The organism is Pelagibius sp., assembly GCF_965227505.1.
Classification (GTDB): domain Bacteria; phylum Pseudomonadota; class Alphaproteobacteria; order Kiloniellales; family Kiloniellaceae; genus Pelagibius.
Map to the genome: position 1 here is coordinate 1,173,681 of NZ_OZ245757.1, position 24,722 is coordinate 1,198,402.

Annotated in this window: 25 protein-coding genes; 13 read left to right on the forward strand and 12 right to left on the reverse strand. The window is 66.7% G+C overall.

Annotation, left to right across the window (positions count from 1 at the left end; genetic code table 11):
• Window positions 1–6: 6 nt before the first annotated feature.
• The 4 genes from ACO06P_RS05635 to ACO06P_RS05650 form a co-directional block, all read right to left on the reverse strand.
• Entirely contained in the window at window positions 7–945 is a 939-nt protein-coding gene (locus tag ACO06P_RS05635) for a DMT family transporter (protein WP_420349026.1), read from the reverse strand.
• 155 nt (window positions 946–1,100) lie between these two features.
• Window positions 1,101–1,274, reverse strand: coding sequence for a DUF4169 family protein (locus ACO06P_RS05640; RefSeq protein WP_420349027.1), 174 nt, complete (start codon window positions 1,272–1,274; stop codon window positions 1,101–1,103).
• 103 nt (window positions 1,275–1,377) lie between these two features.
• A complete protein-coding gene (locus ACO06P_RS05645; protein ID WP_420349028.1) occupies window positions 1,378–2,355 on the reverse strand; it encodes an alpha/beta fold hydrolase in 978 nt (325 codons plus the stop codon).
• A gap of 67 nt (window positions 2,356–2,422) precedes the next feature.
• Window positions 2,423–3,064 carry a pyridoxamine 5'-phosphate oxidase family protein gene (locus tag ACO06P_RS05650; protein WP_420349029.1) on the reverse strand — a complete coding sequence of 214 codons (642 nt, stop codon included), beginning with the start codon at window positions 3,062–3,064 and terminating at the stop codon, window positions 2,423–2,425.
• A 147-nt stretch (window positions 3,065–3,211) separates the two neighbouring features.
• Between ACO06P_RS05650 and ACO06P_RS05655 the strand changes: the two genes are divergently transcribed.
• The gene (locus tag ACO06P_RS05655; RefSeq protein WP_420349030.1) at window positions 3,212–4,120 is read left to right on the forward strand and encodes a LysR family transcriptional regulator; all 909 of its coding nucleotides are present in this window, start codon (window positions 3,212–3,214) and stop codon (window positions 4,118–4,120) included.
• 4 nt (window positions 4,121–4,124) lie between these two features.
• Here the strand turns inward: ACO06P_RS05655 and ACO06P_RS05660 are convergent, their stop codons facing one another.
• Window positions 4,125–4,559, reverse strand: a complete 435-nt coding sequence (locus tag ACO06P_RS05660; protein WP_420349031.1) for a hypothetical protein — start codon at window positions 4,557–4,559, stop codon at window positions 4,125–4,127.
• A gap of 227 nt (window positions 4,560–4,786) precedes the next feature.
• On the opposite strand from ACO06P_RS05660, the gene ACO06P_RS05665 reads away from it, so the two are divergent.
• The gene (locus tag ACO06P_RS05665; protein WP_420349032.1) at window positions 4,787–6,550 is read left to right on the forward strand and encodes an acyl-CoA dehydrogenase; all 1,764 of its coding nucleotides are present in this window, start codon (window positions 4,787–4,789) and stop codon (window positions 6,548–6,550) included.
• Here the strand turns inward: ACO06P_RS05665 and ACO06P_RS05670 are convergent.
• Complete coding sequence (locus ACO06P_RS05670; protein ID WP_420349033.1) at window positions 6,454–7,470, reverse strand: DMT family transporter; 1,017 nt, start codon at window positions 7,468–7,470, stop codon at window positions 6,454–6,456. The two genes, ACO06P_RS05665 and ACO06P_RS05670, sit on opposite strands and share 97 nt — an antisense overlap.
• Window positions 7,471–7,599: 129 nt before the next feature.
• Between ACO06P_RS05670 and gcvA the strand changes: the two genes are divergently transcribed.
• The 4 genes from gcvA (at window position 7,600) to ACO06P_RS05690 (ending at window position 11,185) form a co-directional block, all read left to right on the forward strand.
• Window positions 7,600–8,529 (forward strand): transcriptional regulator GcvA, encoded by a 930-nt coding sequence (gcvA, locus tag ACO06P_RS05675; RefSeq protein ID WP_420349034.1) that lies wholly within the window; start codon window positions 7,600–7,602, stop codon window positions 8,527–8,529.
• A 23-nt stretch (window positions 8,530–8,552) separates the two neighbouring features.
• Complete coding sequence (locus ACO06P_RS05680) at window positions 8,553–8,891, forward strand: HNH endonuclease (protein ID WP_420349035.1); 339 nt, start codon at window positions 8,553–8,555, stop codon at window positions 8,889–8,891.
• 429 nt (window positions 8,892–9,320) lie between these two features.
• Window positions 9,321–10,814: a glycerol kinase GlpK gene (gene glpK, locus ACO06P_RS05685; RefSeq protein ID WP_420349036.1), complete on the forward strand. Its 1,494-nt coding sequence runs from the start codon at window positions 9,321–9,323 to the stop codon at window positions 10,812–10,814.
• A gap of 125 nt (window positions 10,815–10,939) precedes the next feature.
• Complete coding sequence (locus ACO06P_RS05690; protein ID WP_420349037.1) at window positions 10,940–11,185, forward strand: ParB N-terminal domain-containing protein; 246 nt, start codon at window positions 10,940–10,942, stop codon at window positions 11,183–11,185.
• 66 nt (window positions 11,186–11,251) lie between these two features.
• Here the strand turns inward: ACO06P_RS05690 and ACO06P_RS05695 are convergent, their stop codons facing one another.
• From ACO06P_RS05695 to ACO06P_RS05705, 3 genes are all read right to left on the reverse strand, one after another.
• Entirely contained in the window at window positions 11,252–11,749 is a 498-nt protein-coding gene (locus ACO06P_RS05695) for a hypothetical protein (protein ID WP_420349038.1), read from the reverse strand.
• A complete protein-coding gene (locus ACO06P_RS05700; RefSeq protein ID WP_420349039.1) occupies window positions 11,746–12,336 on the reverse strand; it encodes a permease in 591 nt (196 codons plus the stop codon). Before ACO06P_RS05700 ends, ACO06P_RS05695 begins: the two co-directional genes overlap by 4 nt.
• A gap of 199 nt (window positions 12,337–12,535) precedes the next feature.
• On the reverse strand, window positions 12,536–13,120 hold the full coding sequence (locus ACO06P_RS05705) for a thioesterase family protein (RefSeq protein WP_420349040.1): 585 nt from the start codon (window positions 13,118–13,120) through the stop codon (window positions 12,536–12,538).
• Between the two features lie 239 nt (window positions 13,121–13,359).
• Here ACO06P_RS05705 and ACO06P_RS05710 point away from each other — a divergent pair, with 239 nt between their 5' ends.
• The gene (locus ACO06P_RS05710; RefSeq protein ID WP_420349041.1) at window positions 13,360–13,998 is read left to right on the forward strand and encodes a GNAT family N-acetyltransferase; all 639 of its coding nucleotides are present in this window, start codon (window positions 13,360–13,362) and stop codon (window positions 13,996–13,998) included.
• On the opposite strand, the gene ACO06P_RS05715 is transcribed toward ACO06P_RS05710, so the two are convergent.
• Complete coding sequence (locus ACO06P_RS05715) at window positions 13,959–14,348, reverse strand: DUF4168 domain-containing protein (RefSeq protein ID WP_420349042.1); 390 nt, start codon at window positions 14,346–14,348, stop codon at window positions 13,959–13,961. The two genes, ACO06P_RS05710 and ACO06P_RS05715, sit on opposite strands and share 40 nt — an antisense overlap.
• Before the next feature lie 392 nt (window positions 14,349–14,740).
• On the opposite strand from ACO06P_RS05715, the gene ACO06P_RS05720 reads away from it, so the two are divergent.
• Window positions 14,741–15,628 (forward strand): amino acid ABC transporter substrate-binding protein, encoded by an 888-nt coding sequence (locus ACO06P_RS05720; protein WP_420349043.1) that lies wholly within the window; start codon window positions 14,741–14,743, stop codon window positions 15,626–15,628.
• A gap of 297 nt (window positions 15,629–15,925) precedes the next feature.
• Window positions 15,926–16,837 (forward strand): oxygenase MpaB family protein, encoded by a 912-nt coding sequence (locus ACO06P_RS05725; RefSeq protein WP_420349044.1) that lies wholly within the window; start codon window positions 15,926–15,928, stop codon window positions 16,835–16,837.
• Window positions 16,838–16,875: 38 nt separating this feature from the next.
• On the opposite strand, the gene ACO06P_RS05730 is transcribed toward ACO06P_RS05725, so the two are convergent.
• Both ACO06P_RS05730 and bluB read right to left on the reverse strand, forming a co-directional pair.
• Window positions 16,876–17,565 (reverse strand): SDR family NAD(P)-dependent oxidoreductase, encoded by a 690-nt coding sequence (locus ACO06P_RS05730; RefSeq protein WP_420349045.1) that lies wholly within the window; start codon window positions 17,563–17,565, stop codon window positions 16,876–16,878.
• 79 nt (window positions 17,566–17,644) lie between these two features.
• Complete coding sequence (gene bluB, locus ACO06P_RS05735; RefSeq protein WP_420349046.1) at window positions 17,645–18,322, reverse strand: 5,6-dimethylbenzimidazole synthase; 678 nt, start codon at window positions 18,320–18,322, stop codon at window positions 17,645–17,647.
• Window positions 18,323–18,556: 234 nt separating this feature from the next.
• Here bluB and ACO06P_RS05740 point away from each other — a divergent pair, with 234 nt between their 5' ends.
• The 4 genes from ACO06P_RS05740 to ACO06P_RS05755 all read left to right on the forward strand — a co-directional run bounded on the left by ACO06P_RS05740 (window position 18,557) and on the right by ACO06P_RS05755 (window position 24,716).
• Window positions 18,557–19,420 carry a DUF2189 domain-containing protein gene (locus ACO06P_RS05740; protein WP_420349047.1) on the forward strand — a complete coding sequence of 288 codons (864 nt, stop codon included), beginning with the start codon at window positions 18,557–18,559 and terminating at the stop codon, window positions 19,418–19,420.
• Between the two features lie 132 nt (window positions 19,421–19,552).
• Window positions 19,553–20,488, forward strand: coding sequence for a DMT family transporter (locus ACO06P_RS05745; protein WP_420349048.1), 936 nt, complete (start codon window positions 19,553–19,555; stop codon window positions 20,486–20,488).
• A 357-nt stretch (window positions 20,489–20,845) separates the two neighbouring features.
• Window positions 20,846–22,252: a DEAD/DEAH box helicase gene (locus ACO06P_RS05750; protein WP_420349049.1), complete on the forward strand. Its 1,407-nt coding sequence runs from the start codon at window positions 20,846–20,848 to the stop codon at window positions 22,250–22,252.
• Between the two features lie 319 nt (window positions 22,253–22,571).
• Entirely contained in the window at window positions 22,572–24,716 is a 2,145-nt protein-coding gene (locus ACO06P_RS05755) for a tetratricopeptide repeat protein (RefSeq protein WP_420349050.1), read from the forward strand.
• Window positions 24,717–24,722: the final 6 nt, after the last annotated feature.

Sequence of the window (24,722 nt, forward strand, 5' to 3'; positions counted from 1 at the left end):
GAACCCTCATGCCCCCGCCGAGGGCGACGGAGCCTGCGCGCGGCGGCGCCAGCTTGCCATGACGATACCGGCGACGATGGCGGCAATCCCCACCGCATGGAAGGCCTGCAACCGCTCGCCCAGAAAGGTGAAGGCAAAGACGGCACCGAAGACCGGCACCAGATGCATGAACAGGCCGCCGATGTTGGGACCGAGAACCTCGATGCCGCGGTTGAAGGCGAGGAAGGCCAGGAGCGAGGCGAAGACCACCACGTAGGCGAGCGTAACCGCCGAAGCCGTCGACACGGGCATCGCCCGCAGCGTCGCGGTCTCCCAGAGATAGACTGGAAACAGCATGGCAATGGCGAAGAGCATCGTGACGGCCAGCAGCACCTGGGGGTGCAGCTCCGGCGGCCGGCGTTTCACCAGCACGGTGTAGACAGACCAGGTGAATACGGCGATCAGCATGGTCAGGTCGCCGGTGTTGAAGCTGATCGCCAGCACGCGCTCGACATCGCCGCGGGTCACGACCACCACGACGCCCAGCAGCGAGACGACCGTCGCCACCACGAGCCGCAGGGTCACCGCCTCGCGGTAGATGGCCCAGGACAGCACCGGCACCAGCACCGGGCAGATAGCCACCAGCAGCGCCGCATTGGTGGCCGTGGTGAAGTTCACCGAGAGATAGAGGGCGGTGTGGAAGGCGGCCATCCCGAAGAAAGCGAGCAGGGCCAGAAAGCGCCAGTGCCGCCGCACGGCCGGCCAGTCGGCGCGCAGCCGGACGTAGACGAAGGGCAGCAGCACACAGAAAGCCAGCAGCCAGCGCCAGAAACTGAGCCCGACCGGCGGGATCTCGGTCGCGATCGCCCGGCCGAGGGTGATGTTGCCGCCCCAGCAGGCCGATGCGAAGGCCAGCAGCAGGGCCGCCACCAACGGCCCGGCCGCCTGTCTGTTCGAAGACTTCATCGACGGTGTGGTCCCTTCATATCCCCTGGAAGGGTCGCGGCGGAAAGCTCTCGGACTTTCGGATACATACGGCCCGGGAGTCCAAAGTCATCTTTCGCTGTATGATGATCGGGAGCTGCAGAAGGACGCAAGAGCTTCGCAGTTTGCGCCGGCGTTCAGTCGAGTTTCTTGCCGTCCAGGTCCCGCGCCGTCTTGTCGCGCTCCGCTTCGGCTTTGCGGCGCTCCGCTTTGCTGCGGCCGAAGCGGGTCCGGTTCTCCGTCGCCTTTTCGGCCTTCTCCTGACGCTTCAGGCGCTTGCGCGCCTGCCGCAGATTGACGATCTCAGCCATTCGGCAATGCTAGTCAATCGATGCAGAGGCGTCAGCAGCAAAGTGCCGCGTCACACGCGATGTGACGCGGCACTCAGAGGACTACGGGGCTGGAGTCCAGCCTTCATCGGGCGACCCAGTCGAGGAAGGCCAGCATACGCTCGGCGATGAAGGCGCCGTACTCCTCCAGCGCGAAGTGGCCGGTATCGAGCAGATGAAACTCGATGTCCTTGAGGTCGCGCTTGTAGGGATGGGCCCCCGCTTCCGGGAAGATCTCGTCGTTCCTGCCCCAGACCAGCAGGGCCGGCGGCTGATGCGCGCGGAACAGGGCCTGCCACTGAGGGTAAAGCGCGACGTTCGTGCGGTAGTCGTAGAACAGGGCAAGCTGGATTTCCTGGTTGCCCGGCCGGTCGAGCAGGTACTGCACGTGCCAGAAGTTGTCCGGGCTGATCTGCGCCGGGTTTTGGGTGCCGTGGAGGAACTGCCACTTGGTGGCTTCCAGCGTCAGGAAGCCGCGCAGCGCGTCGCCGTTCTCCGTCGAGCGGTCGGCCCAGTAGGCGCGGATGGGGTCCCAGAACTCCGGCAGCCCCTCTTCGTAGGCATTGCCGTTCTGGATGATGAAGCCGGTGACGCGCCCAGGATTGTCGGCGAACATGCGGTAGCCCACCGGTGCGCCGTAATCCATGAGGTAGACGGCGTAGCGCCCGACGCCCTTGCGGTCGATGAAGGCGGTCATCATCTCGGCCAGTCGATCGAAGCTGTAATCGAAGTTCTCGACCGAGGGCATGGCCGAGGCCCCGAAGCCCGGGTAATCCGGGGCCAGCACATGATAGCGCTCACCCAGAACCGGAATCAGGTCGCGGAACATGTGGGAGGAGGTCGGGAAGCCGTGCAGCAGCAGCACGGTCGGCCTGGAGGGATCGCCGGCCTCGCGATAGGCGATCTCCACCTCGTCGATCACGACTTTGCCGAACTGCACGCCGTCCGCGGGTCCAGTGGTGGCTGAAGTAGAGTCGTCGGCCGCGGAGGCAGCGGCCAATCCAAGTGTCAGTGCGAGCGTCAGAGCCGTTGCACTGGCAAAACCATAGACTCGGTCAAGCATTGGTCTCTCCTTTCGAATCTCTCATCTCGGTTTTCAGGGATGGGTTCGGGTGCGCGACGGGGCGCCGTCAGCCGGCCGTTTCAGCGACGGCGCCCGTCCCGGCGCGTAACGCGGCGTTCTCCGCTTCCAGGCGGCGCAGCTCTTCCTTCAGCGGGGCGAGCACCGGCTCCAGCTCCTCCAAGGTGAAGCGCTGGGGAATGTGCTGGGGGCAGTTCCAGTCGAAGGCGGCGAGCGTGATCACAACCGCACGCTCCGGCTTCGCCCGGTAGGCGGCGTCGTGCAGGCTGTCGACCAGCGCCGGGTCGTCGGCGCGCTCCACAATCCGGGCATGGCCCCAGACCTTCAGCCGGCGGCGGTTCGGGTAGTCGACCAGGATCAGCGAGACCCGGTCGTCGCCCTTCAGGTTGCCGACGCTGAGGTACTGCCGGTTGCCGCGAAAATCGGCATAGGCAACCGTCTTCTCGTCCAGCACCTTCAGGAAACCGGCGGGGCCGCCGCGAAACTGGACATAGGGCCAACCGGTCTCGCTGACCGTCGCCTGGAAGAAGCCGTCGCGGGCGGCGATGAAGTCCGCCTCCCGCGCGGTCAGGCTGTCGCCGCCTTCGGCCGCCGGTTCGAGGAACCTGGCATAGCTCGCGGCCGAGCCCTGGCGCGTCTGTTCGGCGCGCACCGCCTCGGTGAAAGCGATCTCTGCAAAAGCGCGGGCCATGGTGCATCTCCTCTTGCGAAGGCCGCCGTGCCGCGGCCCGTGGATCTCCCGGACGGTGTTGGCGCCGCCCGTGCAGAGAAGATGACATCTGCCTCAGTTCAGAATAATATCTCAAATTCAGAAGATATAATTCCGATTGCTGGAATAATGGATCGCTTTCGAGAACTCGCTGCCTTCGTCGCCGTGGCCGAGGAAGGGGCTTTCAACGCGGCGGCACGCCGCCTCGGCAGTTCGCCGCCGGCCGTCACGCGGCTGATCACCGGTCTGGAGGCGCGCCTGGGCGCGCGGCTTCTGACGCGCACCACCCGCAAGGTGACGCTGACCGAGGCGGGCCAGCGCCTGCGCGAGGATGCCCAGCGCATCCTGGCCGATCTGGAGGAAGCGGAAAGCACGGTGGCGGGATCGCAGGCCGCGCCCAGCGGCCACCTGCGGGTGACGGCGCCCGTGCTCTTCGGCCAGCGTTTCGTCGCGCCCGTCCTGCGCGCCTTTCTGGATGCCTATCCGGCCGTCACCGCAAGCGCGCTGTTCCTGGACCGCAACGTGAGCCTGCTGGACGAAGGCCTGGACGTGGCGCTGCGCATTGGCGACCTGCCGGACTCCTCGCTGATCGCCCGGCGGGTCGGCGCGGTCCGGCGCGTCGTGGTGGCGGCACCGGACTATCTGAAACGTCATGGAACTCCGGCGGCGCCGGCGGCGCTGCGCGATCACCGCGTCATCTTCCCGGCCAGCGTCGACGACGCGCCGGTCTGGGGCTTTGTGAAAGGCAATGATCAGCAAAACCTGCGGCTGGCCCCGGCCCTGACGGTGAACACCATGCAGGCGTCCATCGACGCGGCGCTTGAGGGCTGGGGCGTGACCCGTGCCCTCTCCTACCAGGTCGCCGACGCCCTGGCCGAGGGGCAGTTGGTGGAACTCCTGGCCGGTCACGACGAAGCCGAGATGCCGATCCACCTGCTCCACGCCGAAGGCCGTCGGGCGGCGGCCAAGATCCGCAGCTTCATCGACTTCGCCGCCGAGCGCCTGCACCGCGAGGGAGATCGCCTGCTGGCCCGCTAGCGTTTCAATCGGCCTCGTCTTCCAGTGCCTGCGGGCGGACACGGAACCCGAAGCCGACGACCCAGCCGACGAGACCGCAGCAAGCGGCGAAAGCGGCAGCGAAGGCAGCCTGCCAGTTCACCGTGAGCCCGCCGTCGCTCCGGGCAAGCACCACGTTCAACCAGGACTCCCCCGGCGGCGAGAGAATGTATCCGCCGGCAAGCAGCAGCGCCGGCGACAGCAGAACGATCCACCAGATGCGCAGTTGCCCCATCCAGATCAGCAGCAGGACGATCGGCAGGAAGACGAAGATGCCGCAGGCCACGGCAAGCCCCGCGCCCACGAGAAAGGCAAAAGCGCCGGCGACCGGGCCGACGCTGACCGCGATGACGAGCACGGCGAGACCGGCGCCGGCCGCGTACCCCAACAGGGCACGCTGCAGTTGGTAGGCTTTGTCCATCGGCTCATTCCACGGTCGTCACGCCAGTCCTTGCACGATCCTTCGTCTCTGTCGAGCGCAGGCCGGGCCCGGGTTCAAGACGGTGTTCCGGGGACTGCCGCAAGCATTGCCAAGTGGAGCCTGCTACTCCATCTTGCTACTGTAGAATTCAGCAAGAACCGGCCCCGCTTTGGGCAAAGTCCGGCGGGAAAGCCGGTCCTCTGGGCGCCCTTTGGAGTTTACCTGCCATGACCTATGCCGCACCGCTGGCGGAGATGCGCTTTGCCCTGAATGCCGTTGCCGATCTGCCGGAGATCGCCAAGCTGCCGGGCTACGAGGAGGCGACGCCGGACCTGGTCGACGCCATTCTGGAAGAAGCGGGCAAACTGGCCGGCGAGGTCCTGGCACCCCTGAACCATCCCGGCGACCGGGAGGGATCGGTCTACGAAAACGGGGTGGTGCGCACCCCGCACGGCTTTCGCGAGGCCTATGGACAGTTCGTGGAAGGCGGCTGGAATGCCCTGCCCTTCGACCCGGACTACGGCGGTCAGGGGCTGCCCTGGACCCTGGCCTCGGCGGTCCAGGAGATCTGGCACGCGGCGAACCTCAGCTTCGGAATCTGCCCGCTGCTGACGGCCGGGACCGTCGAACTGCTGCAGGAGCACGGCAGCCCCGAGCAGAAGGAGACCTATCTGCCGAAACTGATTTCCGGCGAGTGGGCGGGTACCATGAACCTGACGGAGCCGCAGGCCGGCTCCGACGTCGGCGCGCTCAGAACCAGGGCGGAGCGCAACGGCGATCACTATCTGATCTCCGGTCAGAAGATCTACATCACTTACGGCGAGCACGACTTCACGGAGAACATCGTCCATATGGTGCTCGCCCGACTGCCCGATGCGCCGCCGGGCACCAAGGGCATCAGCCTCTTCCTGGTCCCCAAGGTCCTGGTGAACGAAGACGGCAGCCTCGGCCCACGCAACGACCTGCGCTGCGTTTCCATCGAGCGCAAGCTGGGCATCAAGGCCTCGCCCACGGCGGTCATGGCCTACGGCGATTCCGGTGGCGCCATCGGCTACCTGATCGGGAAAGAGAATGAGGGCATGGCCTGCATGTTCACGATGATGAACAATGCCCGCCTCGCCGTCGGCATCCAGGGCGTCGCGGTCGCCGAGCGCGCCTATCAGCAGGCCCGAGGCTATGCCTTCGATCGCGTCCAGAGCCGCCCGATCGACGGAGGAAACGGGCCGGTGACGATTGTCCGCCACCCGGACGTGCGCCGCATGCTGGCGACCATGAAGGCGAAGACCGAGGCGGCGCGGGCGCTGACCTACTGGGCCGCCGCGGCGCTCGACCGCGCGAAGCGGGAGCCGGACGCCGAGCGCCGCGCGGCGCAGCAGGCCCTGATCGATCTGCTGATCCCGGTCACCAAGTCCTGGTGCACGGACGTCGGGTGCGACGTCGCTTCATTGGGCGTCCAGATCCACGGCGGCATGGGCTTCGTCGAGGAGACAGGGGCCGCCCAGCACTACCGCGACGCCCGCATCCTGCCGATCTACGAAGGCACAAACGGCATCCAGGCCATCGACCTCTTCACCCGCAAACTGCTGCGCGACAAAGGCGCGGCCATGACGCAGCTGCTGATGGAGATGCGCGCCGGCCTGCCGGCTGTGAACGGCAACAGCGACCTCTCAGCCCTGCGCGCACCTCTGGCGAAGAGTCTCGAAGCGCTTGACCGGGCTGCGGTCTGGATGCTCGAAGAAGGCGGCACGGACCTTGCGCGGGGCGCCGCCTCCGCCACCGCCTTCCAGAGTCTCTTCGGGGTCGTCCTCGGCGGCTGGCTGTTGGCAAAGGCGGCCCAGCAGAACGGCGGCAACGACCCCTCGACCCTGGCCGGCAAGATCAAGACGGCCCGGTTCTATGCAGAGAATCTGCTGGGCGAAGCCGCGGGGCTGGCGGACGCCGTCACCGGCGGTGCCGACTCGACACTGGCTTTCGGCGACGAAGACTTCTGAACCGCGCCAAGGGAAGGACCGGCGGGGGAGGAACCGGCGCCGGGCTTCATCAACACCAGCGCGTTGCCAGCCAGCACCAGCACAAGGCCAGCAACCGCCTCGGGCGACCAGACATAGCCCTCCACCAGCGTCGAGATGGCCAGGGCCACCACCGGAAACAGGACCGGAATGTAGGACGCACGCGCCGGTCCCAGACGCGCAACGATGGTGAGGAAGCCCCAGAAGCCGATCACCGATCCGAAGAGGATGAGGTAAGCGAGCGAGACCGCGTAGGACGGCGCGGGATCCCAGGCCCATCCGCCCGCGACCTCTGCCGGCGCGAGGGTCACATAGACCGCGGTGGCCAGCCCGCCGTACAGCATGCCGAAGGCGCTGACCTGCACCACCGGAATACCCGCCTTGCTGTTGCGGCTGCCGATCACGGTTCCGCTCGATCCCATGAAGGCCCCGAACAGCGTAAGCAGGATCGCAATCAGCGTAAGGTCGGAAAGAACGAGGCCGTCCAGTTCCGGCCAGAAGACCAGGCAGAGCCCTGCCACGCCGCAGAGCGCCCCGAGGCCGACACGCCGCTCGATGGGCTTGCGGTCGACCATACGGCCAAGCAGCAGGCTGAACAGCACCACGGTCGAGAAGGCCACCGCCACCAAGCCGCTGGTCAGCCACTTGCTGGCCCAGTAGAGCGGAACGTAGTTGAGGCAGAACAGGCAAAGCCCCTGCAGCGCCATGAACAGGTGATCGCGCGGCGCAAAGCGCAGCGGAAGGCCGCGCAGTCCGCACCAGAGGAAGAGCAGCAGCGCTGCGCCCAGAAAGCGGTAGGCCACCGAGGCCTCCGGCGCCACGGGGCCGGCCTGGTACTTGATGGCGATCCAGGTGCTGCCCCAGATGAAAACGGTCATGAAGAAGATTGCCACGCTGGCCATGCCGGGATGCTCCTTGTCCGAGGGTCGACTGTCGCGCGGCGTGGAGCACCAGATAGTTTGAGAGGCTTGATCCTGACAAACCATGTTTTCTGGGTTCAACTATCAGAAAATCTAATGTAACGTGGAGGGATGAACACACTGCCGCCGCTCAAGAGCCTGCGGGTCTTCGAAGCCGTCGCCCGCCACCTGAGCTTCACCAGGGCGGCTGACGAGCTCTGCGTGACCCAGGGCGCGGTGAGCCAGCAGGTGCGGGTCCTGGAGGACGCCCTGGGGGTCAAGCTGTTCCGACGCCAGCACCGGGAACTGCGGCTGACCAGCGCCGGTGAGCGCTATGTCCTGGCGGTGCGGGAAGCGCTGCGCCTCATCGGCGCCGCCACGGCAGAGCTGCGCAAGGACCAGCAGCCCGGCCGGCTCACCCTGTCCTGCCTGCCGAGCTTTGCGCACAAGTGGCTGATGCCACGCCTCGGCGATTTCATCGAGGCGCATCCGGAGATCTCGCTGCGCATCCACACCAGCTTCGAGGTGGTGGACCTGGCGCGCGACGGCATCGACTGTGCCATCCGCCATGGCCCGGGCGGCTACAGGGATCTTTTTGCGGAGGTCCTGCTGACCGAGGAACTGACGCCGATGTGCAGCCCGCCGGTGGCTGCGCGGCTGGCCCGGGCGGAAGATCTGGTCGGCGAGACTCTGCTGCGCGATTTCGGCACCGAGTGGGCCGACTGGCTGGGGCAAGCCGGCTTGTCGAGCGAACGCTTCAGGATGGGGGCCGAGTTCCTGGACAGTTCCATGGCCATGCAGGCCGCCATCGACGGCCGCGGCGTCATTCTGGGGCACACCGCCCTGGCCCGCGACGACCTCGAAGCCGGCCGTCTGGTCGCCCCTTTCGAGGCCCGCGTGCCCTACGACTGCGCCCATTGGTTCGTCTGCCTGCCGGGCCGGGAGACCACGGCGGAGGTACAGGCGCTGCGCGACTGGCTGAAGCGGCAGGCGGCGGCTTTCCCGACACCGGCGATCGCTGCCGCGCGGCGCAGCGTGCCGCAGCCGCTGCCGTTCGACTGAGCACCGGCCATGACGACCACGCGATGACGGACTCAGAGAGTCTCGGCCCCTGCCCGATCTGCGGGCGCTCGATGATCAAAGGGCCCAGCGTCGACCGCCACCACTGGGTACCGCGCGGCGAGGGCGGCGCGGAGGCCGCCTTTCTGCACGTGGTCTGCCACCGCATGATCCACCGGCTCTTCGATGGAAAGGCGCTGGCGGCGGATTTCGCCGACCCCGTCGCCCTGCGCGACCATCCGGATCTCCGCCGCTTCATCTCATGGGTGCGGCGACAACCCCCGGACTATATCGACTGGCCGAAGGACCCGCGCGACTCCCGTCGCGGCTCCCGGCGAAGCCCCAGGCGTCGCCCGGCGCGCTGACCTTCACTGCAACACCCACCAGTCTGAACGGCGCGCCCAAAAAAACGGCCCGGTGCCGGGAGTGATCGGCACCGGGCTATAGCTTGCGGACACTGCTTCGGAAAGCCTCCGAAATGTCCGCTCCGGTCCAACTGGGCTAAGACCGGTCTGCCGCTCGGAAGGCCAAGAGTTATGGTGGGGACCACCTCCCGAAGCGCGACAGATGCAGCACCCTATCGCCGCGCAACCGCCTGTTGCCTTGACGCAGATCAATTGATCAGAAATTGCTTAAAGACGGTACCACGGCAGCGCTTGGCGGACATTCCGAAGGCTTGATCTTCGCCCGCCGGGCCGACACCATGCGCGCGCAGCGACGCCGCTTCGACGGCAGCTCGCGCTCGGAAAAGAACAATTCTGAAGAACGACTCTGTCTTGGGGGGACGCGGCGCCATGGCCGAAGGCAACAGCATTCTGGCAATCGATCAGGGGACTACCAGCACCCGGGCCATTCTGTTCTCGCCCGAAGGCCGGATCCTCGGCCAGGCGCAGCAGGAACTGCCGCAGCATTTTCCCCAGTCCGGCTGGGTCGAGCACGACGTGGAGGATATCTGGCGGGACACCCTGAAAGTCTGCGCGGGGGCCGTGGCCGATGCCGGAAAGGCCATGACCGACGTCGCCGCCATCGGCATCACCAACCAGCGCGAGACCACGGTGATCTGGGACCGGGAGACCGGCAAGGCGATCCACAAGGCCATCGTCTGGCAGGACCGCCGTACCGCCGACCTTTGCCAGGATCTGCGCGCCGCCGGGCACGAAGATCTGTTCCGCGAGCGCACCGGGCTGCTGTTGGACCCATACTTCTCCGGCACCAAGATCGCCTGGCTGCTGGACAAGGAGCCGGGCACACGGGCGCGGGCCGAGCGCGGCGAACTGGCCTTCGGCACCATCGACTCTTTTCTGCTGTGGCGGCTCACCGGCGGACGGGTGCACGCGACCGATGCGACCAACGCGGCGCGAACCCTGATCTACGACATCAAGCGCCAGACCTGGGACAAGGACCTGCTTGAACTGCTGAAGATTCCCGAAAGCCTGCTACCCGAGGTGCGGGCCAGCGATGCCGACTTCGGCGATACCGAGAGCGATCTCCTGGGCGCCGCTCTGCCCATCGGCGGGATTGCCGGCGACCAGCAGGCCGCCACCGTCGGCCAGGCCTGCTTCGAGACCGGGATGATGAAGTCGACCTACGGCACCGGCTGCTTCGCCCTCTTCAACACCGGCAAGAACCTGGTGCATTCCCAGAACCGCCTGCTCTCCACCATCGCCTACCGCCTGGGCGAGGAGACCACCTACGCCCTGGAGGGCAGCATCTTCGTCGCCGGCGCGGCGGTGCAATGGATGCGCGACGGCCTCGGCATCATCCGCTCGGCGCAGGAAACCGAGGCCCTGGCCAAGCAGGCGGACACCAGCCAGCGGCTCTATCTCGTACCCGCCTTCACCGGCCTTGGTGCACCCTACTGGGATGCGGAAGCGCGCGGCGCGGTCTTCGGCTTGACCCGCGCCAGCGGCCCGGCCGAAATCGTGCGCGCGGCCCTGGAGGCGGTCTGCTACCAGACCCGCGACCTCCTGGAGGCGATGCGGGCCGACGGCGCCGCCGGGCTGGAGGCCCTGCGGGTCGACGGCGGCATGGTGGCCAACGACTGGATGCTGCAGATGCTGGCCGACATTCTGGGCGTTGCCGTGGAACGGCCCCAGGTGGCGGAGACCACGGCCCTGGGGGCAGCCTGCCTCGCCGGTCTCAGCCGCGGCCTGCTGCCCGATGTGGAAGCCATCGCCGGACAGTGGCAGTGCGATGCCCGCTTCGAGCCTCAGATGGCCGATGGCGAGCGGGATGAGCGCTACGCCGGCTGGAAGGACGCCGTGGCAAGGGTGCGCAGCGCCGGCTGACAGCGCCCAAAAGGACGACAGAGCCGCTGCAGGCTGGATTCCGTTAACCCGCCGGGCTTAGACTTCGCCAATCGTGCAGCTTGGCCGCCGGAAGACGCCGAGGCCACGAAGCGGAGAGGCGGAGCATGGAATCAGTCAGCCTGAAAATCGCCGAAATCTACGTGCCGGCCAAACGCAAGCGCACGCTGAAGGCCGAGACGGTCGAAGCGCTGGCCGAAAGCATCATGGAGGAAGGCCTGAAAATGCCGATTTCCGTACGCCAGGGCAATGGCCGCTACGTGCTTCAGGAAGGCCTGCACCGCCTCGAGGCCTGCCGCGCCCTGGGCGAGGAGACCATCGACAGCATCATCGTCCGCGCCCGCCAGCACTGAATACCGGCATCCAACAAGCCGCAGGCGCCTCAGAAACGGCGCGCCCGGGATGCAGCCGGGGCGCGCTCAGAACGCGCCGAGCTGACCGGCCACGAAACCCAGGATGACCGGCAGGGGCAGCGCCAGGACGAAACGCTGCAGGGCCGGCAGGCGGCCGACGATGGGCACCTCCCAGACCAGCAGGCGGTTCAGGTTGTAGAGCGACCAGGCGGTGACGAAGGCCATGATCTGCGGCGCCCCTGCCCCCACCTCCAGCGCCCCGCCGCCGACGGCGAAGGCCAGCATCGGCCCGCCGGGGGTCAGTGCCCCGATGAGGCTGGCCAGCAGCAAACCGGCAAGACCGGTGTCGCGGCCGACGAAGGTGGCAACCCATTCCGGCGGCACCAGCGCGGCGATGAAGCCGGCACCGATGACGGCCAACACGATCCGCGGGGCAACGGAAAGGGCCTGGTCCCGCGCGATACGCAACGCCTCCGGGATGGCGCCGGCGCCGCGCCGGTAGGCCAGCACGCCCAGACCGAGAACCGCGCCATACAGCAGCACGGAGGCGATCAGGATGCTCACTCCCCGCCCTCCTGTTCCCTTGCCTGTTCTTCGGGCGTCCGCTCCGCCGCCTGCCTCGCCTTTCCGAAGAGCTGACGGGCCAGCCATCCCAGCAACAACGGCAGCAGCAGGCTGAGCGCGTAGCGCAGCAGGACGAAGTCGTTGTCGAAGAACGACATCTCCCAGACCAGGGTGCGGTTGACGCTGAGCAGAGCCCAGCCGGCGATGAAGGCGGTGGCGGTGCCGATGTCTGCACCGGCAGCGCCGAGCGCAACGGCCAGCGGAAAGATCATCATCGGGCCGCCCGGCAGCAGCGCCCCGGCCACAGCCGCCAGGGCCAGCCCCTTGAAGCCGGAGCGCGATCCCATCCAGCGCGCCACCTGCTCACGCGGCAGCAGCACCGTCAGCAAGCCCGCCAGCAGAACGCCGGCCAGAACCTTCGGCGAGATGGCGGCCAGCAGCCAGAGATCGTCGTGCAGAACCTGCCAGAAGATCTCCGGCCCCTTCAGCACATAGCAGAGGGCGCCGGCCGCAACGGCGACAACGAGGACGATCAGCAGACCGGCATCGGCTTTGCGCCGCACCCGGCCCGACGACGGCGTCGACAAAAGTTTGGGTCCGCTGGGTAAAGGAAGACGCGAAGCCTGGAGGGTAGCACCGGCTGACCTTGCCTCACCAGCGGCCTGCCCGCATGCCGCCCCTGCCGTTTAAGCATGGAACAAGGAAGATCCCAGTATTTCAATGTCTTATATTGAAGAATTCCAGTTTCACGATAAGGCTTTGGAGCGCAGGTACAGTGGTGGAGCCTCAGGGCGATTCTTCCGGCACCTCCGCCTCCGCTTCGGATTCCCGGTGGCGCACGTCGGCCGAGCTGGTTTCGCGGTGCCAGTCTTCCACCGCCGTCCAGGCCTTGATGCCGGAGGGCATGGGCGGCGAACGCCGCCGCACGCCGAGCGCGGCCAGGACATCGGCGGAATGGATCTTGCGCCCGTCCTCGACGAAAGCCGCGCGGACCAGGGCCAGCGCGGAGATCCGCCCGTCCGCCATGAAAATCTGCTCCATGTAGACGAAGTCGTCGTCCCAGCACACCACGCGGGTATGCAGTTCGAAAACCTGCAGCGGCCGGAGCGAGCGGCGAAAGGTGATGGTCTGGGCGGCGACGACGGGCATCCAACGGCGCTGGCGAAAGATCTTCAGGGAGCCGTTACGCGCCATGAGATCGATCCGCCCCAGATCCATGACCGTCAGGTAACGCCCGTTGTTCATGTGAAGGTTGAAGTCCAGGTCGTTGGGCCAGACCCGCAGGCGGATGACCGAGACGTCGAGCACCCCCAGGGCGGACCCGAGCCTCGCCGCCAGCAGCACCTTGATCAGACGAAGGATGAGGTTCATCGCAAAAGTGGCCGCCCTGCCCCAACTTTTCCGCCAGTCCCATCATCGGTGTGGAGGCGCACTGCCACAACGGACTGCGCCCCCGTCACCGGCTTGCAAAGAGAGGCGCAAACGCGCCAGACTTTCAACAGAAACAAACGGCTTTCGAGGATGGACCACCACGCGACCGGCGGGGGCCGGGGGTGGTCGACGCCGCAGCCCCGGAACCGGACCGGAACGATGCGGAAAGGGGAAGCGCCATGCCGGATTCAATCGCCGTCACCGCTGACAACCACGCCCACTATCTGGTGCGCCCGCTGCGCCGAAGCGACCGCAGGCTGATCGAACAGGCCCTGCGCCTGCTCTCGGCGCGCACGCTCTACGCGCGCTTTCATACGCGCCGCACACGTCTTTCACCCCGCGAGATCGACTATTTGGTCAGCACCGACGATCGCGACCACGTATCCTGGCTGGTCCTCGACCCGGTGCAGCGTGCCCACGACGGTCCGGGCGGCCTGCCCATCGCCCTGGGCCGCTATGTCCGCGACGCGGAGAATCCGAGCCGCGCTGAGGTAGCGCTGACGGTCTGCGATCACCATCAGGGGCGCGGGGTTTCGAAGGTTCTGCTCGGTGCGCTCGCCGCCTCCGCCAGGACCGCAGGGATCGAGAGCTTCTGCGGCAGCCTGCTGGCCGAAAATCACGCGATGCGCAGCCTGATGCAAAGCCTGGGGGCCACACTCCGGGTGCAGGACGGCACTGTCTGGGCCGAAGCCTCGGCCGACCCCTGGCATCTGCCGGACAACGGAACAGCAGCGCGGATCCGCCGTGTCGCTGCCCAGGTCGATGCGGCGCTGGGCGCTCAGCGGCGCTCGGCCAGCATGGCGAGGATGCGCTCGTAGAGCCGGTCGTCCTGCTCGGCGGCCTGGGTGATGGAGTTGTACTCGTCAACGGTCAGGCCCTGTGCCTCGACCTCGGCAATCATCTTCTCGGTCGCCTCGCGGGTTAGAGCCGCCGCTTCGCCGGAAGTCTGGGCGTCTTCGATCCGCGGTTGCCAGGCCTGGTCGATTTCCTGGATCTTCACCACCGCATCGACGTAGGCCTCCAACTGGCCTTCGCTGTAGTCGGCAGCGTCGGCCTGTGCGAACTGCATGAGGAGACTGCCTCCGGCGGTCTCCGCGCGATCGGACAGAACCCCGAACGACAGGGCAAAAGCGAAAGCAAGTGCGCCAAGCACCAGGAATCTCGACATCGGCAGATCCTTTCTCGTTTCGGGCCCGGGTCGGGTCCGGATCAGGCCCAGGCCCGCACAACGCCGGTGCGGTCATGCGTGAACGCATGACCATGGCGCAATCGGGCTGCAAAGCTCCCTAACAGGGATGACGTCGCCGCCGCGCGGCTATTCCAGACAAGGCCCGGCGGGGGCGGCAGACCGCGAACCTCAGGCCGGCGGCCCGGGCAAACACCGGGACCCACCGGGCGGCTGGACCCGAATTTGTCACGTCTGGGCCATTGTCAGCGCATCCGGGCCTGTGGTCCCTTGCCCCGTGGTCCCGTACCCCGTGGTCTCCTGCCGGAAGAAGACCGGCAAGCGGCTCTCCGCAGATCCCGGCAAACCCGAAGGCGAACCCAGGGAGGCAATCGATGACCCAGGCAACCCCGCGGACAGAGCGGCAACGCCTCCAGCCGCGGCTTGCGGCAGCCTGCATCGCCGCTTTGCTGGCCGCTCTCGCCACAACGGCAGCCTCCGAAGCCGGCACTTTGGACAGCATCCGCGAAACCGGCCAGTTGAAGATCGGCTTCCGCGACGATGCGGCGCCGTTTTCCTTCGTCCGGGACGGGCAGCCCGCCGGCTACAGCGTGGCTCTCTGCCGTGCCGTGGGCGGCGCATTGCAGCAGCGCCTGGAACTCGAAACGCTCGACATCGCGTTCACGGCCGTCACGGTGGAGGATCGCTTCGACGCCCTGAAGCAAGGACGCATCGACCTGCTTTGCGGCGCGACCACCGTTACCCTGCAGCGCCGCGAGGAGGTCGACTTCAGCCTGCTCACCTTTATCACCGGCGCAAGCGTTCTCTATCGCCAGGGCGGGCCGTCGAGCTTCACCGCCTTGGAGGGCGAGAAGGTCGGCGTGCGGTCCGGCACCACCACCGACGAAGGCCTGCGCCGCGCGCTTTCCGAAGCGGGGATCGGCGCGGAGGTCGTTGCCATCGCCAGCCACGAAGCTGGCCGGGATGCCCTCGAGTCCGGAGAGATCGCGGCATACTTCGCCGACCGGGCGATCCTCATTATGCTCGCCCGCGAGGCTGCTGAACCGGCCGACCTCGTGCTCTCGCAACGGTTCTTCTCGTATGAGCCCTACGCTCTCGCCCTGCGGCGCGACGACGGTGACTTCCGCATGGAAGTCGACCGCGCGCTGGTGAAGACCTACCGCACGCCGACCATCACAGAGATCTACGAGGCGAACTTCGGCAAGGCGCGTATGAGCGAACTGCTGCGGGCCATGTACACCCTGCAGAGCCTTCCCGACTAGGCCGCAGCGGCATGAGAAATCGTATACGCTGACCGCTTTCCGTAAGGTTGCCGATATGGATCCTCCGGGTGCCGCGGCCACGCCCGATGACAAGACCGCAACAACAGAGCTTCCGTAACCGGCCGCTACAACGGTCGCTACAACGCCCCAGGCTCATAGAGATCCGACGGCGTGGCAGCATGCTGCGAACACCCGATCCCGGTGGGCCGCTTTCGGGGTCTGCACATTCGCTTTGAGCGAGGCGCCGCGGTAACGTCTGATCGGAACCTTCCGCGCAATCAAGGAGACCAGATCTGCATGGCAACCCCCCTCTCAAGGCCGACGGCGGAGGCGCGTCGTTCATCGCAGATCGCTGACAGAATTGCGGCGCTTGACCCTGAAGAGAACTATGAGGAGATCGCCCGTCTTCTCTACGCCTACGAGTTCTCCTGGGACATCGAACGTGCACTTGAGTTCGCTCTGTTCCGAACCTACGCGGTGCCCTCGATCTCCGGACTTCTGGCAAAAACCGGGGAGTTCGAAACCCGGCCGCGCAAACGCTATGACGATACAGAACTCCTGCTGGCCGAAACAATCGAACACGGCCTGGACAGCCCGAGAGGGCGCAGGTCGATCGCCAGGATGAACGCCATGCACGGGCGCTTCCGGATCGACAACGCCGACATGCTCTACGTCCTGTCGACCTTTATCTGCGAGCCGATCCGCTGGCTCGACCGCTTCGGCCGCCGCCGCATGACCGAAAACGAGCAGAGGGCATGGTTCCTCTATTATCGCGGGCTGGGCGAGCGCATGAACATCCAGGGTATTCCCGACCAGCTCGCTGATCTGATGCACTGGAATCAGGAGTACGAGGCGGTCAACTTTCAGTTCTCGGAGTCGAACCTTCGGATTGCGGAGATTACCCGTGATCTGCTCCTCGGCTTCTATCTGCCGCGCTGGCTGGTCTGGGCCGGCCGGCCGGCTGTCCGGGCATTCCTCGACCGGCCCTTGCTGGAGAGCATGGGCTTTCGGCCTGCTCCCGGCTGGCTCCGGCGACTGATGCTGGCGGCCTTGCGAACCCGGGCCAGCGCCCTGAGACGCCTTCCCCTTCGCCGGGATCCCCGCCTCCTGACTCAGGTCCCGCGTCCGACATACCCTGAGGGTTACCAGATCGAGGAACTCGGCACCTTCCGCTCAGCGGCGACCCCATCGAAAGAACCCACCGGCTGATGCCTTTGCGCACGCGGTGGAGGTTGCACCCAGGCTGACTAGAAGCTTTCCACCCAGGGCCGCAGTTCAACGCTGGTGGACCACGCGCTGGGGTGTTGGCAGTGGGTCTGATAGTAGGTTTCGGCAATGGCTTCCGGATCGAGCCGGGCATTGCCTGCGTCGCTGCCGATGGCGCCGTCGATGACGAAGTGGGCGACATGGATGCCCTCCGGCTGAAGCGCCCGGGCCATCGACTCCGCAAGGGCGCGCAGACCGTACTTGGCGACGGCGAAACCGGCCGAAAGCGGAAAGGCCTTCACGCTGGCGGTCGCACCGGTAAAGAGGATGCTGCCGGCCTTGCGCGGCTGCATGCGCCGCGCCGCCTCGCGCCCGACCAGAAAGCCGCCGAAACAGCCCCGCATCCAGGCATCGATGAATTCCTGCGCTTCGATATCGGTGATCGGCTTGCGCACCCGGCCGGAGGCGTTGAAGACCGCGACGCCGGCAGGCCCCAGGTCGCTTTCGGCGGCCTCGAAGAGCGCGACAACATCATCCTCCACCGTGGCATCGGCGCGGTAGGCTTTGGCCGTGCCGCCGGCCTGCTCGATCTCGGCGACCAACGGGGCCAGGCGCTCCGGATTGCGCGACGCCATTGCCACCGCATGACCGCCCGCCGCAAAACGCTTCGCCACTGCACCGCCGAGGCCCGGCCCTACTCCGACGACCACGCAGGATCCCTGATCCGCCATCTTCCGCTCTCCCAGTTTTCGTCCAGATTCTCGCACCTGCTCTCAGACTAACGCAGATGCCGGCAGACGCCAGTCCGGACTAGCGCGTGAGCAGTCGCGTTTCACCCGGCGTGCGGTCCTGCCAACCGTGACGTTCGAGTTCGGGGTCCGTGTGTTCTTCCTCGGGATAGCCCAGGCAGAGATAGGCAACCATGTGCCAGCTTCCCGGCACCGCGAGAGCACGGGCAACGGCATGAGGCTCCAGGATCGAAACCCAGCCGACCCCGATCCCGGCGGCCCGGGCCGCCAGCCACAGGGTATGTACGGCACAGACGACGGAGTACTGCAGGGTTTCCGGCATGGTGCGGCGGCCGAGCCCCTGGCCTGCCTCCGGCGTCAGCTCGGCGAAGACCGCCAGATGCTCCGGAGCCTCGCGCAGGCCCGCAAGCTTGAGTCGCGCGTAGAGGGCGGCCCGGCTGCCGGAGTAATCCGCCAAGGCGGCGGCGTTGGCGGCCTCGAAATTGGCGACGATCTCGCGCCGCAGGTCCGGGCTCGTCACCCGTACGAAGCGCCACGGTTGGCTGAGACCGACGCTCGGCGCCAAGTCGGCCAACGCCAAGAGGCGATCCAGCAAACCTTCAGGCAGGGCGTCCGGACGAAACCGCCGGACATCACGGCGCCAGCGCAGCAGCGCTTCGAACTGCGCCTGAAATGTCGCATCGAAGACCGGTGCCGAGGATTGAAACGCCGAAGAGGGTGAAGAGGATTCCGTGGTCATGACGGCCACTATCCATCCCCGCCACCGTCCCCGGCAAGCCCAACCACCGATCACCTGGCCTGAAACCTCTTTCAACGGCGGGACAAGCAGTTGTGAAGAGACGCGGCCGCTCTCTTAGCGTAGGCTTGAAGAAACAGACGGGTCTCGGCTCCCTCGCGGCCGGCGACCGAAGCCAGGCGTCAGGCCGGGATTGGGCCGTGTACACCCATACGGTAACTTTGCGAGGGACGACCCATGGACACGATCCGTAACCCCATAGAGTGGGGAATGGACGCGCTGAAACAAGCGGCCCACACGGTAGAGGGCGTCGCCGGTGCAGCACCAGACGGCGAAACCGCCGCCGGCACGCGTCCGGCCATCCGAAAGATCACCAGCGATGACTTGCGCGAATCAGTCGCGCTCGGTTTCGCCGATTTCACCGCCTTCCGCAGCGACGTGATCTTTCTCTGCATCATCTACCCGCTGATCAGCCTGGTGCTCATCTACTCCGTCTTGAATTACGACCTGCTGGCGCTGCTCTTCCCGCTGGCCTCCGGCTTCGCCCTTGTCGGACCGGTGGCCGCCATCGGGCTTTACGAGATGAGCCGCCGGCGCGAGCGCGGCATGCCGGCCAGCTGGGTCGACGCCTTTGCCATGGTGCGCTCGCCGTCCTTCGGCGCCATCGCCATCCTGGGCCTGATCCTGCTCACCCTCTTCCTGCTGTGGCTTGGGGCGGCACAGTTGATTTATCTGCTCACCCTCGGCCCGGAACCACCGCTCTCAGCCGCGGCTTTCCTCTCCGACGTCCTGACCACCGGCGCCGGCTGGACCATGATCGTCGTCGGCATGGGCGTGGGCTTTCTCTTTGCGCTGGTGGTGCTGATGATCAGCGTGGTCTCCTTTCCGCTGCTGCTGGACCGGCCGCTGGGCATCGGCGCCGCGATCAGCGCCTCGCTGCGCGCCGTGCTGGTGAACCCCGGCGCCATGGCCCTCTGGGGGCTCTTCGTCGCCGCCGCCCTCGTGGTGGGGTCGATCCCGCTGTTCCTCGGGCTGGTGGTGGTGCTGCCGGTGCTCGGCCACGCCACCTGGCACCTCTACAGAAAAGTGGTGCGTCCTTAACGCGGCTCCGCCGGGGGAGCCAAAACCGCAACCGACTAGCATCCATGTTTCGATGGATGGCGAATCTTTGTTACTTCTTAACGGGCTAGAATAGCGCGTCCTCGACAGAACGACGCCTATCGGAGCCGCCTCATGCAATCCAGATCCCGTTGGTCGCGCGTGACCTTGCCGGCTGCGCTACCGGCGGAGCTGTCCCTCCTCGGGCTTCTGGCGCTGCTTTGGGGGTCATCCTACCTGCTGATCGCCGTTGCGCTTGACGGCCTGCCGCCGGTTACGCTCATGGCGCTGAGGGTCTCTCTTGCAGCAGCCTTGCTTCTTCTTGTCGCCCGCTGGCAGGGACGTCGCCTGCCGCGCGACCCGGCCACCTGGTGGCACCTGTTCCTGCAATCGCTGCTCAACGCCACCGCGGCCTGGACGCTGCTCGCATGGGGGCAGCAGCATGTCGACAGTGGACTGGCCGGCGTTTTGAACTCGACCTCGCCGGTTTTCGTCTTCTTCATCACCCTGCTCATAACCCGTCACGAGCCACTCTCCCTGAGGAAGCTCTGCGGCGCGCTGCTCGGCATCGGCGGAGTGGTGCTCGTCGTCGGCGTCGGGGTACTGGACGGACTTGGGCGGGAGGTCGCTGCGCAGCTTGCCATCCTGCTGGGCGCCGCTCTCTACGCCTGCGCGGCGGTCAACGGTAAGCGCTTTGCCGAGCTGCCGCCCCTGGTGACCGCTGCGTCGGTCCTGCTTTGCGCCTCGGCCGTCCTGGTGCCGGGCGCGCTGTTGCTGGACCGTCCCTGGACCCTGGCGCCCGGCCCCGAGGCTCTCATTGCCGCGGCCGCCCTTGCGCTCTTCTGCACAGCGCTTGCGCTGATGCTCTACTTCAGGCTCGTCCGCACTCTGGGTTCCATGGGCGTTGCCAGCCAAGCCTACCTGCGTGCTGGGGTCAGCGTTGCTCTGGGGATGGTCCTGCTCGGCGAAACCTTTCGGCCTGCCGTCGGGCTCGGGCTTCTTGCGATCATTCTGGGGGTCGTCGCGATCAATCTGCCGCCGGGCAGGCGCTGGCTGCTCCGGGGCGATTGAAGATGCCCCAACCCAAGCCTTTCCGCACTTTCCTGTCCATTTGTGTGCAATGCAATATAACTCTCCTTGACTTCGGAGCGGGAAAGGGGCATTTACCCGCCAACGAGATCTCGCGATCGCGCGAAAGGCCCTCCTGGCGGGGCGCCTCTCATCCCGAGATCCATCTTCCAGAAAAACCCTCCGTTTGCTCCAGGTGCGCGTGGACCACGGTAACGCGCTCACCGGCGTTTCGCCGGCCCGCAGGGGCCGCGATGCCCGGCGCAAAAGGACTCTGTCTTGAATACCTCTGCTTTGAATACCTCTACCCAGACCGAAGATACCCCCAGGAACACCTCCGCCACCCCTCAAGGCGAAAGCGTGACCTTCACCGACCTGGGTCTGGCCGAGCCGCTGCTGCGCGCCCTGGATGCTGCCCAGTATGTCACGCCGACGCCGATCCAGGCCCAGGCGATCCCGGTGCTGCTGAAAGGCCGCGATGTGTTGGGCATCGCCCAGACCGGCACCGGCAAGACTGCCGCCTTTACGCTGCCGCTTCTGCACCGGCTGTCGGCCGAACGCCAGCACGTCGCGCCGAAGTCGACGCGCGCCCTGATCCTGGCGCCGACCCGCGAACTTGCGGTGCAGATCGGTGACGCGCTCAAGGTCTACGGACGCCAGCTGAAGCTGCGCCACACGGTGATCCTGGGCGGTGTTTCCCAGCACGGCCAGGTGCGCGCGCTGTCGCGCGGGCTCGATATCGTCGTCGCCACACCCGGCCGCCTCATGGACCTGCTCAATCAGCGCCATCTGCGCCTGGACAAGGTCTCCCACCTCGTGCTGGACGAAGCCGACCGCATGCTGGACATGGGCTTCATCCGAGACGTCAGAAAGATCGTCGCCGCCCTGCCGGCGCGCCGCCAGTCGCTGCTGTTCTCGGCGACGATGCCGCCGGAGGTCGCCAAGCTGGCGGCGGACATGCTGCACAATCCGCAGCACATCGAGGTGACGCCACAGAAAGTGACGGTGGAGCGCACCGCCCAGTCGGTGCACCACGTCGCCACCGCGCAGAAACGCGCCCTGCTGGTTTCGCTGATGCAGGACCCGGCGCTGAAGCGCGTCATCGTCTTTACGCGCACCAAGCACCGCGCCAACCGTGTCGCCGAGCAGCTGCAGAAGGCCGGCGTCAGCGCCGACGCGATCCACGGCAACAAGTCGCAGAATGCCCGCCAGCGCGCCCTCGACGCATTCCGCAAGGGGCGCGTCCGGGTACTGGTCGCCACCGACATCGCCGCACGGGGCATCGACGTTTCCGATGTCACGCACGTCATCAACTACGAGCTGCCCAACGAACCGGAAAGCTATGTCCACCGCATCGGCCGCACCGCGCGCGCCGGCGCGGACGGCAGCGCGATCTCCCTCTGCGACGGCAGCGAGCGGGCCCTGCTGCGTGATATCGAACGTCTGACCCGGCAGCGCCTGACCGTGATCGGCGATGCGCCGGCCAACGACAATCCGGATCGTGGCCGGAACGCTCAAGGCCGTGCCCGGCAGAACGCAGAAGGTCAGCCCAAGCGCACGCCGCGCAAGCGCGGCCGGGGTTCCGCGGAGCGGCGCCGGCAAGCTTCCAAGGCCGAGGCTGCGAAGCCCCCGGCACAGAAGGCAAAGCGCCCGAAGAAGAAGCGGACAAAGGCGCAGGACGGCAATGCGTCTGGTCACGGCCCCTTGCGGGGCCGGCGCGGCGCACCCGGAAAACCCGGCAAGCCGCGCCGCCCCCGGGCCGCCTGACCCGAGAGCCTGACCCGGGAGCCTGACCCGGGAGCCTGACCCAGGAGCCCGATCCGGGAGCAGCTGGCCCTCTGGGCCGGCGGCCGGACCGGGTCCCTGCAGCAGTCCGAACCCGGCCTTAACCATAAACCTGCAGAGCGTCCGCCACGCCTAATCGCGACCGGCGGCGGCGTTGGCTGCGGCATTGGCTGCAGCTGCAATCGCAGATAGAATGGCGGGCGGAACACGGGGGCCAACCCCGGCGGCCAACCCCGGTGGTCCGGGCCAGCGCGGGCCTGGGTTGGTGTGTACAGCTGTGCGTGCAGGGGAACTTCGGGACATGAACCGACCTCGTCTTTTTGCGGCGACGGCCATCGCTCTTGCGGTATCTGCTGCGGCGGCCTCTCTGCCGGTGCCGGTTCTCGGCCAGACGCCGGCGGGCGGGGCCTGCGCAGAGGGCCAGGGCGCACTCGATTTCGGCATGCCCGACGTTGCCGTGTCGGCCTTGACCCGCTGCCTCGCCGAGAACGCTCTGAGCCCGCTGAAGCGGTCCGAAATCCTGGCGGCGCGCGGCCATGCCTATCTCGGACGAGAGGACTTCGACGAGGCCATCGCCGACTACAGCGAGGCCCTGGCGCTGGGGGGCGATGACACCGATCTGCTGATACGGCGCGGACGCGCGCACTATTACCGCGAAGACCACGAAGCGGCGCTGGCGGATCTCAACCGCGCCGTGGCCCTGGATCCCGAGAACCCGGACGCACTGTATTTTCGCGGCCGTGTCTTTCACGACGAGGAGCGTCATCACGATGCCATCGTCGACTTCGCCGCCGTCGTCCGTCTCGATCCGGAGGCGGCGTCCGCGCACTACTTTCGCGGCCGCAGCCTTGCCGCGCTCGGCCGCGACGACGAGGCGATCGCCAGCTATCAACTGGCCATCGAACAGAACCCCTTTGACAGCTGGTCCTTTAACAGCCGGGGCAACCTCTATCTGGACAGGGGCGATTACGAGCTTGCGATCCTGGACTACGACCAGGTGATAGAGATCGAGCCCCATGAGGCCTTCGGATACCTGAACCGGGGTACCGCCCTCACCGAACTGGAGCGCTACGGCGAGGCGCTCGCCGACCTCGACATTGCCCTGGATATCGTTCCCGGCGATTCCGACGCTTACGTCCAGCGCGGAATCATCCATGCAGCGCAGGGCGACCAGGACAAGGCGCAGGCCGACTACCGCGCGGCCCTGCGCCTGGCGCCGGACAACCACTGGGCCCTGAACAACCTGGGCAACAGTTTTTCCGATCAGGGCCTTTACGAAGAGGCCGTTGCCCAGTTCACCGCCGCCCTCGAACTGGAGCCGGACTACGTCGCAGCTCTCTACAACCGGGGCCTTGCAAAGTATCGGGCCCACGACTTCGAAGCGGCGGAGGCCGACTTCGCGGCGGCACGCACCTTGGATGCCGAGGACGTCGACCTTCTCTACATGAGCGGGCGCAATGCCTACTTCATGGATCGCAGCGAAACGGCGGCGGAGTACTTTACGGCTGTCCTGAAACTGGACTCCGATCAAAGGAGCGCTTTTGTCGCGCGCGGCCTGGCGCTGCACGATCTCGGCCGCTTCGAACAGGCCCTGGATGACTTCGACAGCGCCCTGGCGCTCGACCCCGACTACGCCTGGGCGCTGTATAACCGCGGCCGCACGCTGAACGACCTGGGGCGCCATGAGGAGGCGATCCCGGCCCTGACCGGCGCGATCACCCAGGAGCCGGACTACACGGCCGCTCTCTCCAACCTCGGCGAAGCCCACAGCGCCCTGCAGGAGTTCGACGCGGCGATCGAAAGCTACAGCAGCGCGCTCCAGCACGATCCGGAAGACGTCGACGTGCTGGTCTATCGCGGCCAGGCCTACAACGAGCAGGAGCGGTTCGACCTCGCCCTCGCCGACTTCGACAAAGCCCTGCTGCTCGACCCGGAGAATCCCTGGGTCTGGAACAACCGCGGGATCGTCTTTGCCGACAAGGGCGAACCCGATGCGGCCATTACGGAGTATGAGGAGGCGATTGCCAGGGACCCGGGCTACTACCCGGCCATCTTCAATCGCGGCCTCGCACATTGGAAGCTGCAGGATCTCGACTCCGCCTTTGACGACTTCAGCCGCACACTGGAAATCGTACCAAAGGACCTGGACACCCTGCACTCCCGCGCCGACCTGCTCTATGAGATGGGCCGCTTCGAACAGGCGGTTGACGACTACACCCAGGCCATCGCCCTCGAGCCCGACAATCCCTGGGTCTTCTATCTGCGCGGCCTGTCCTTCGCGAAGCTGCGTCAGAGCCGCTCCGCCCATGCCGACTTCGAGCAGGCCATCGCGATCAGCAAAGAGGCGGGGCGTGCCGAGATGACCGCGGAGGTCTGCGAGCAGCTCGTCGCCGACCGCCACATCGCGCTCTCCCTGCGCTACTGCCGCCGTGCCTTGACGGAGTAGGCTGCA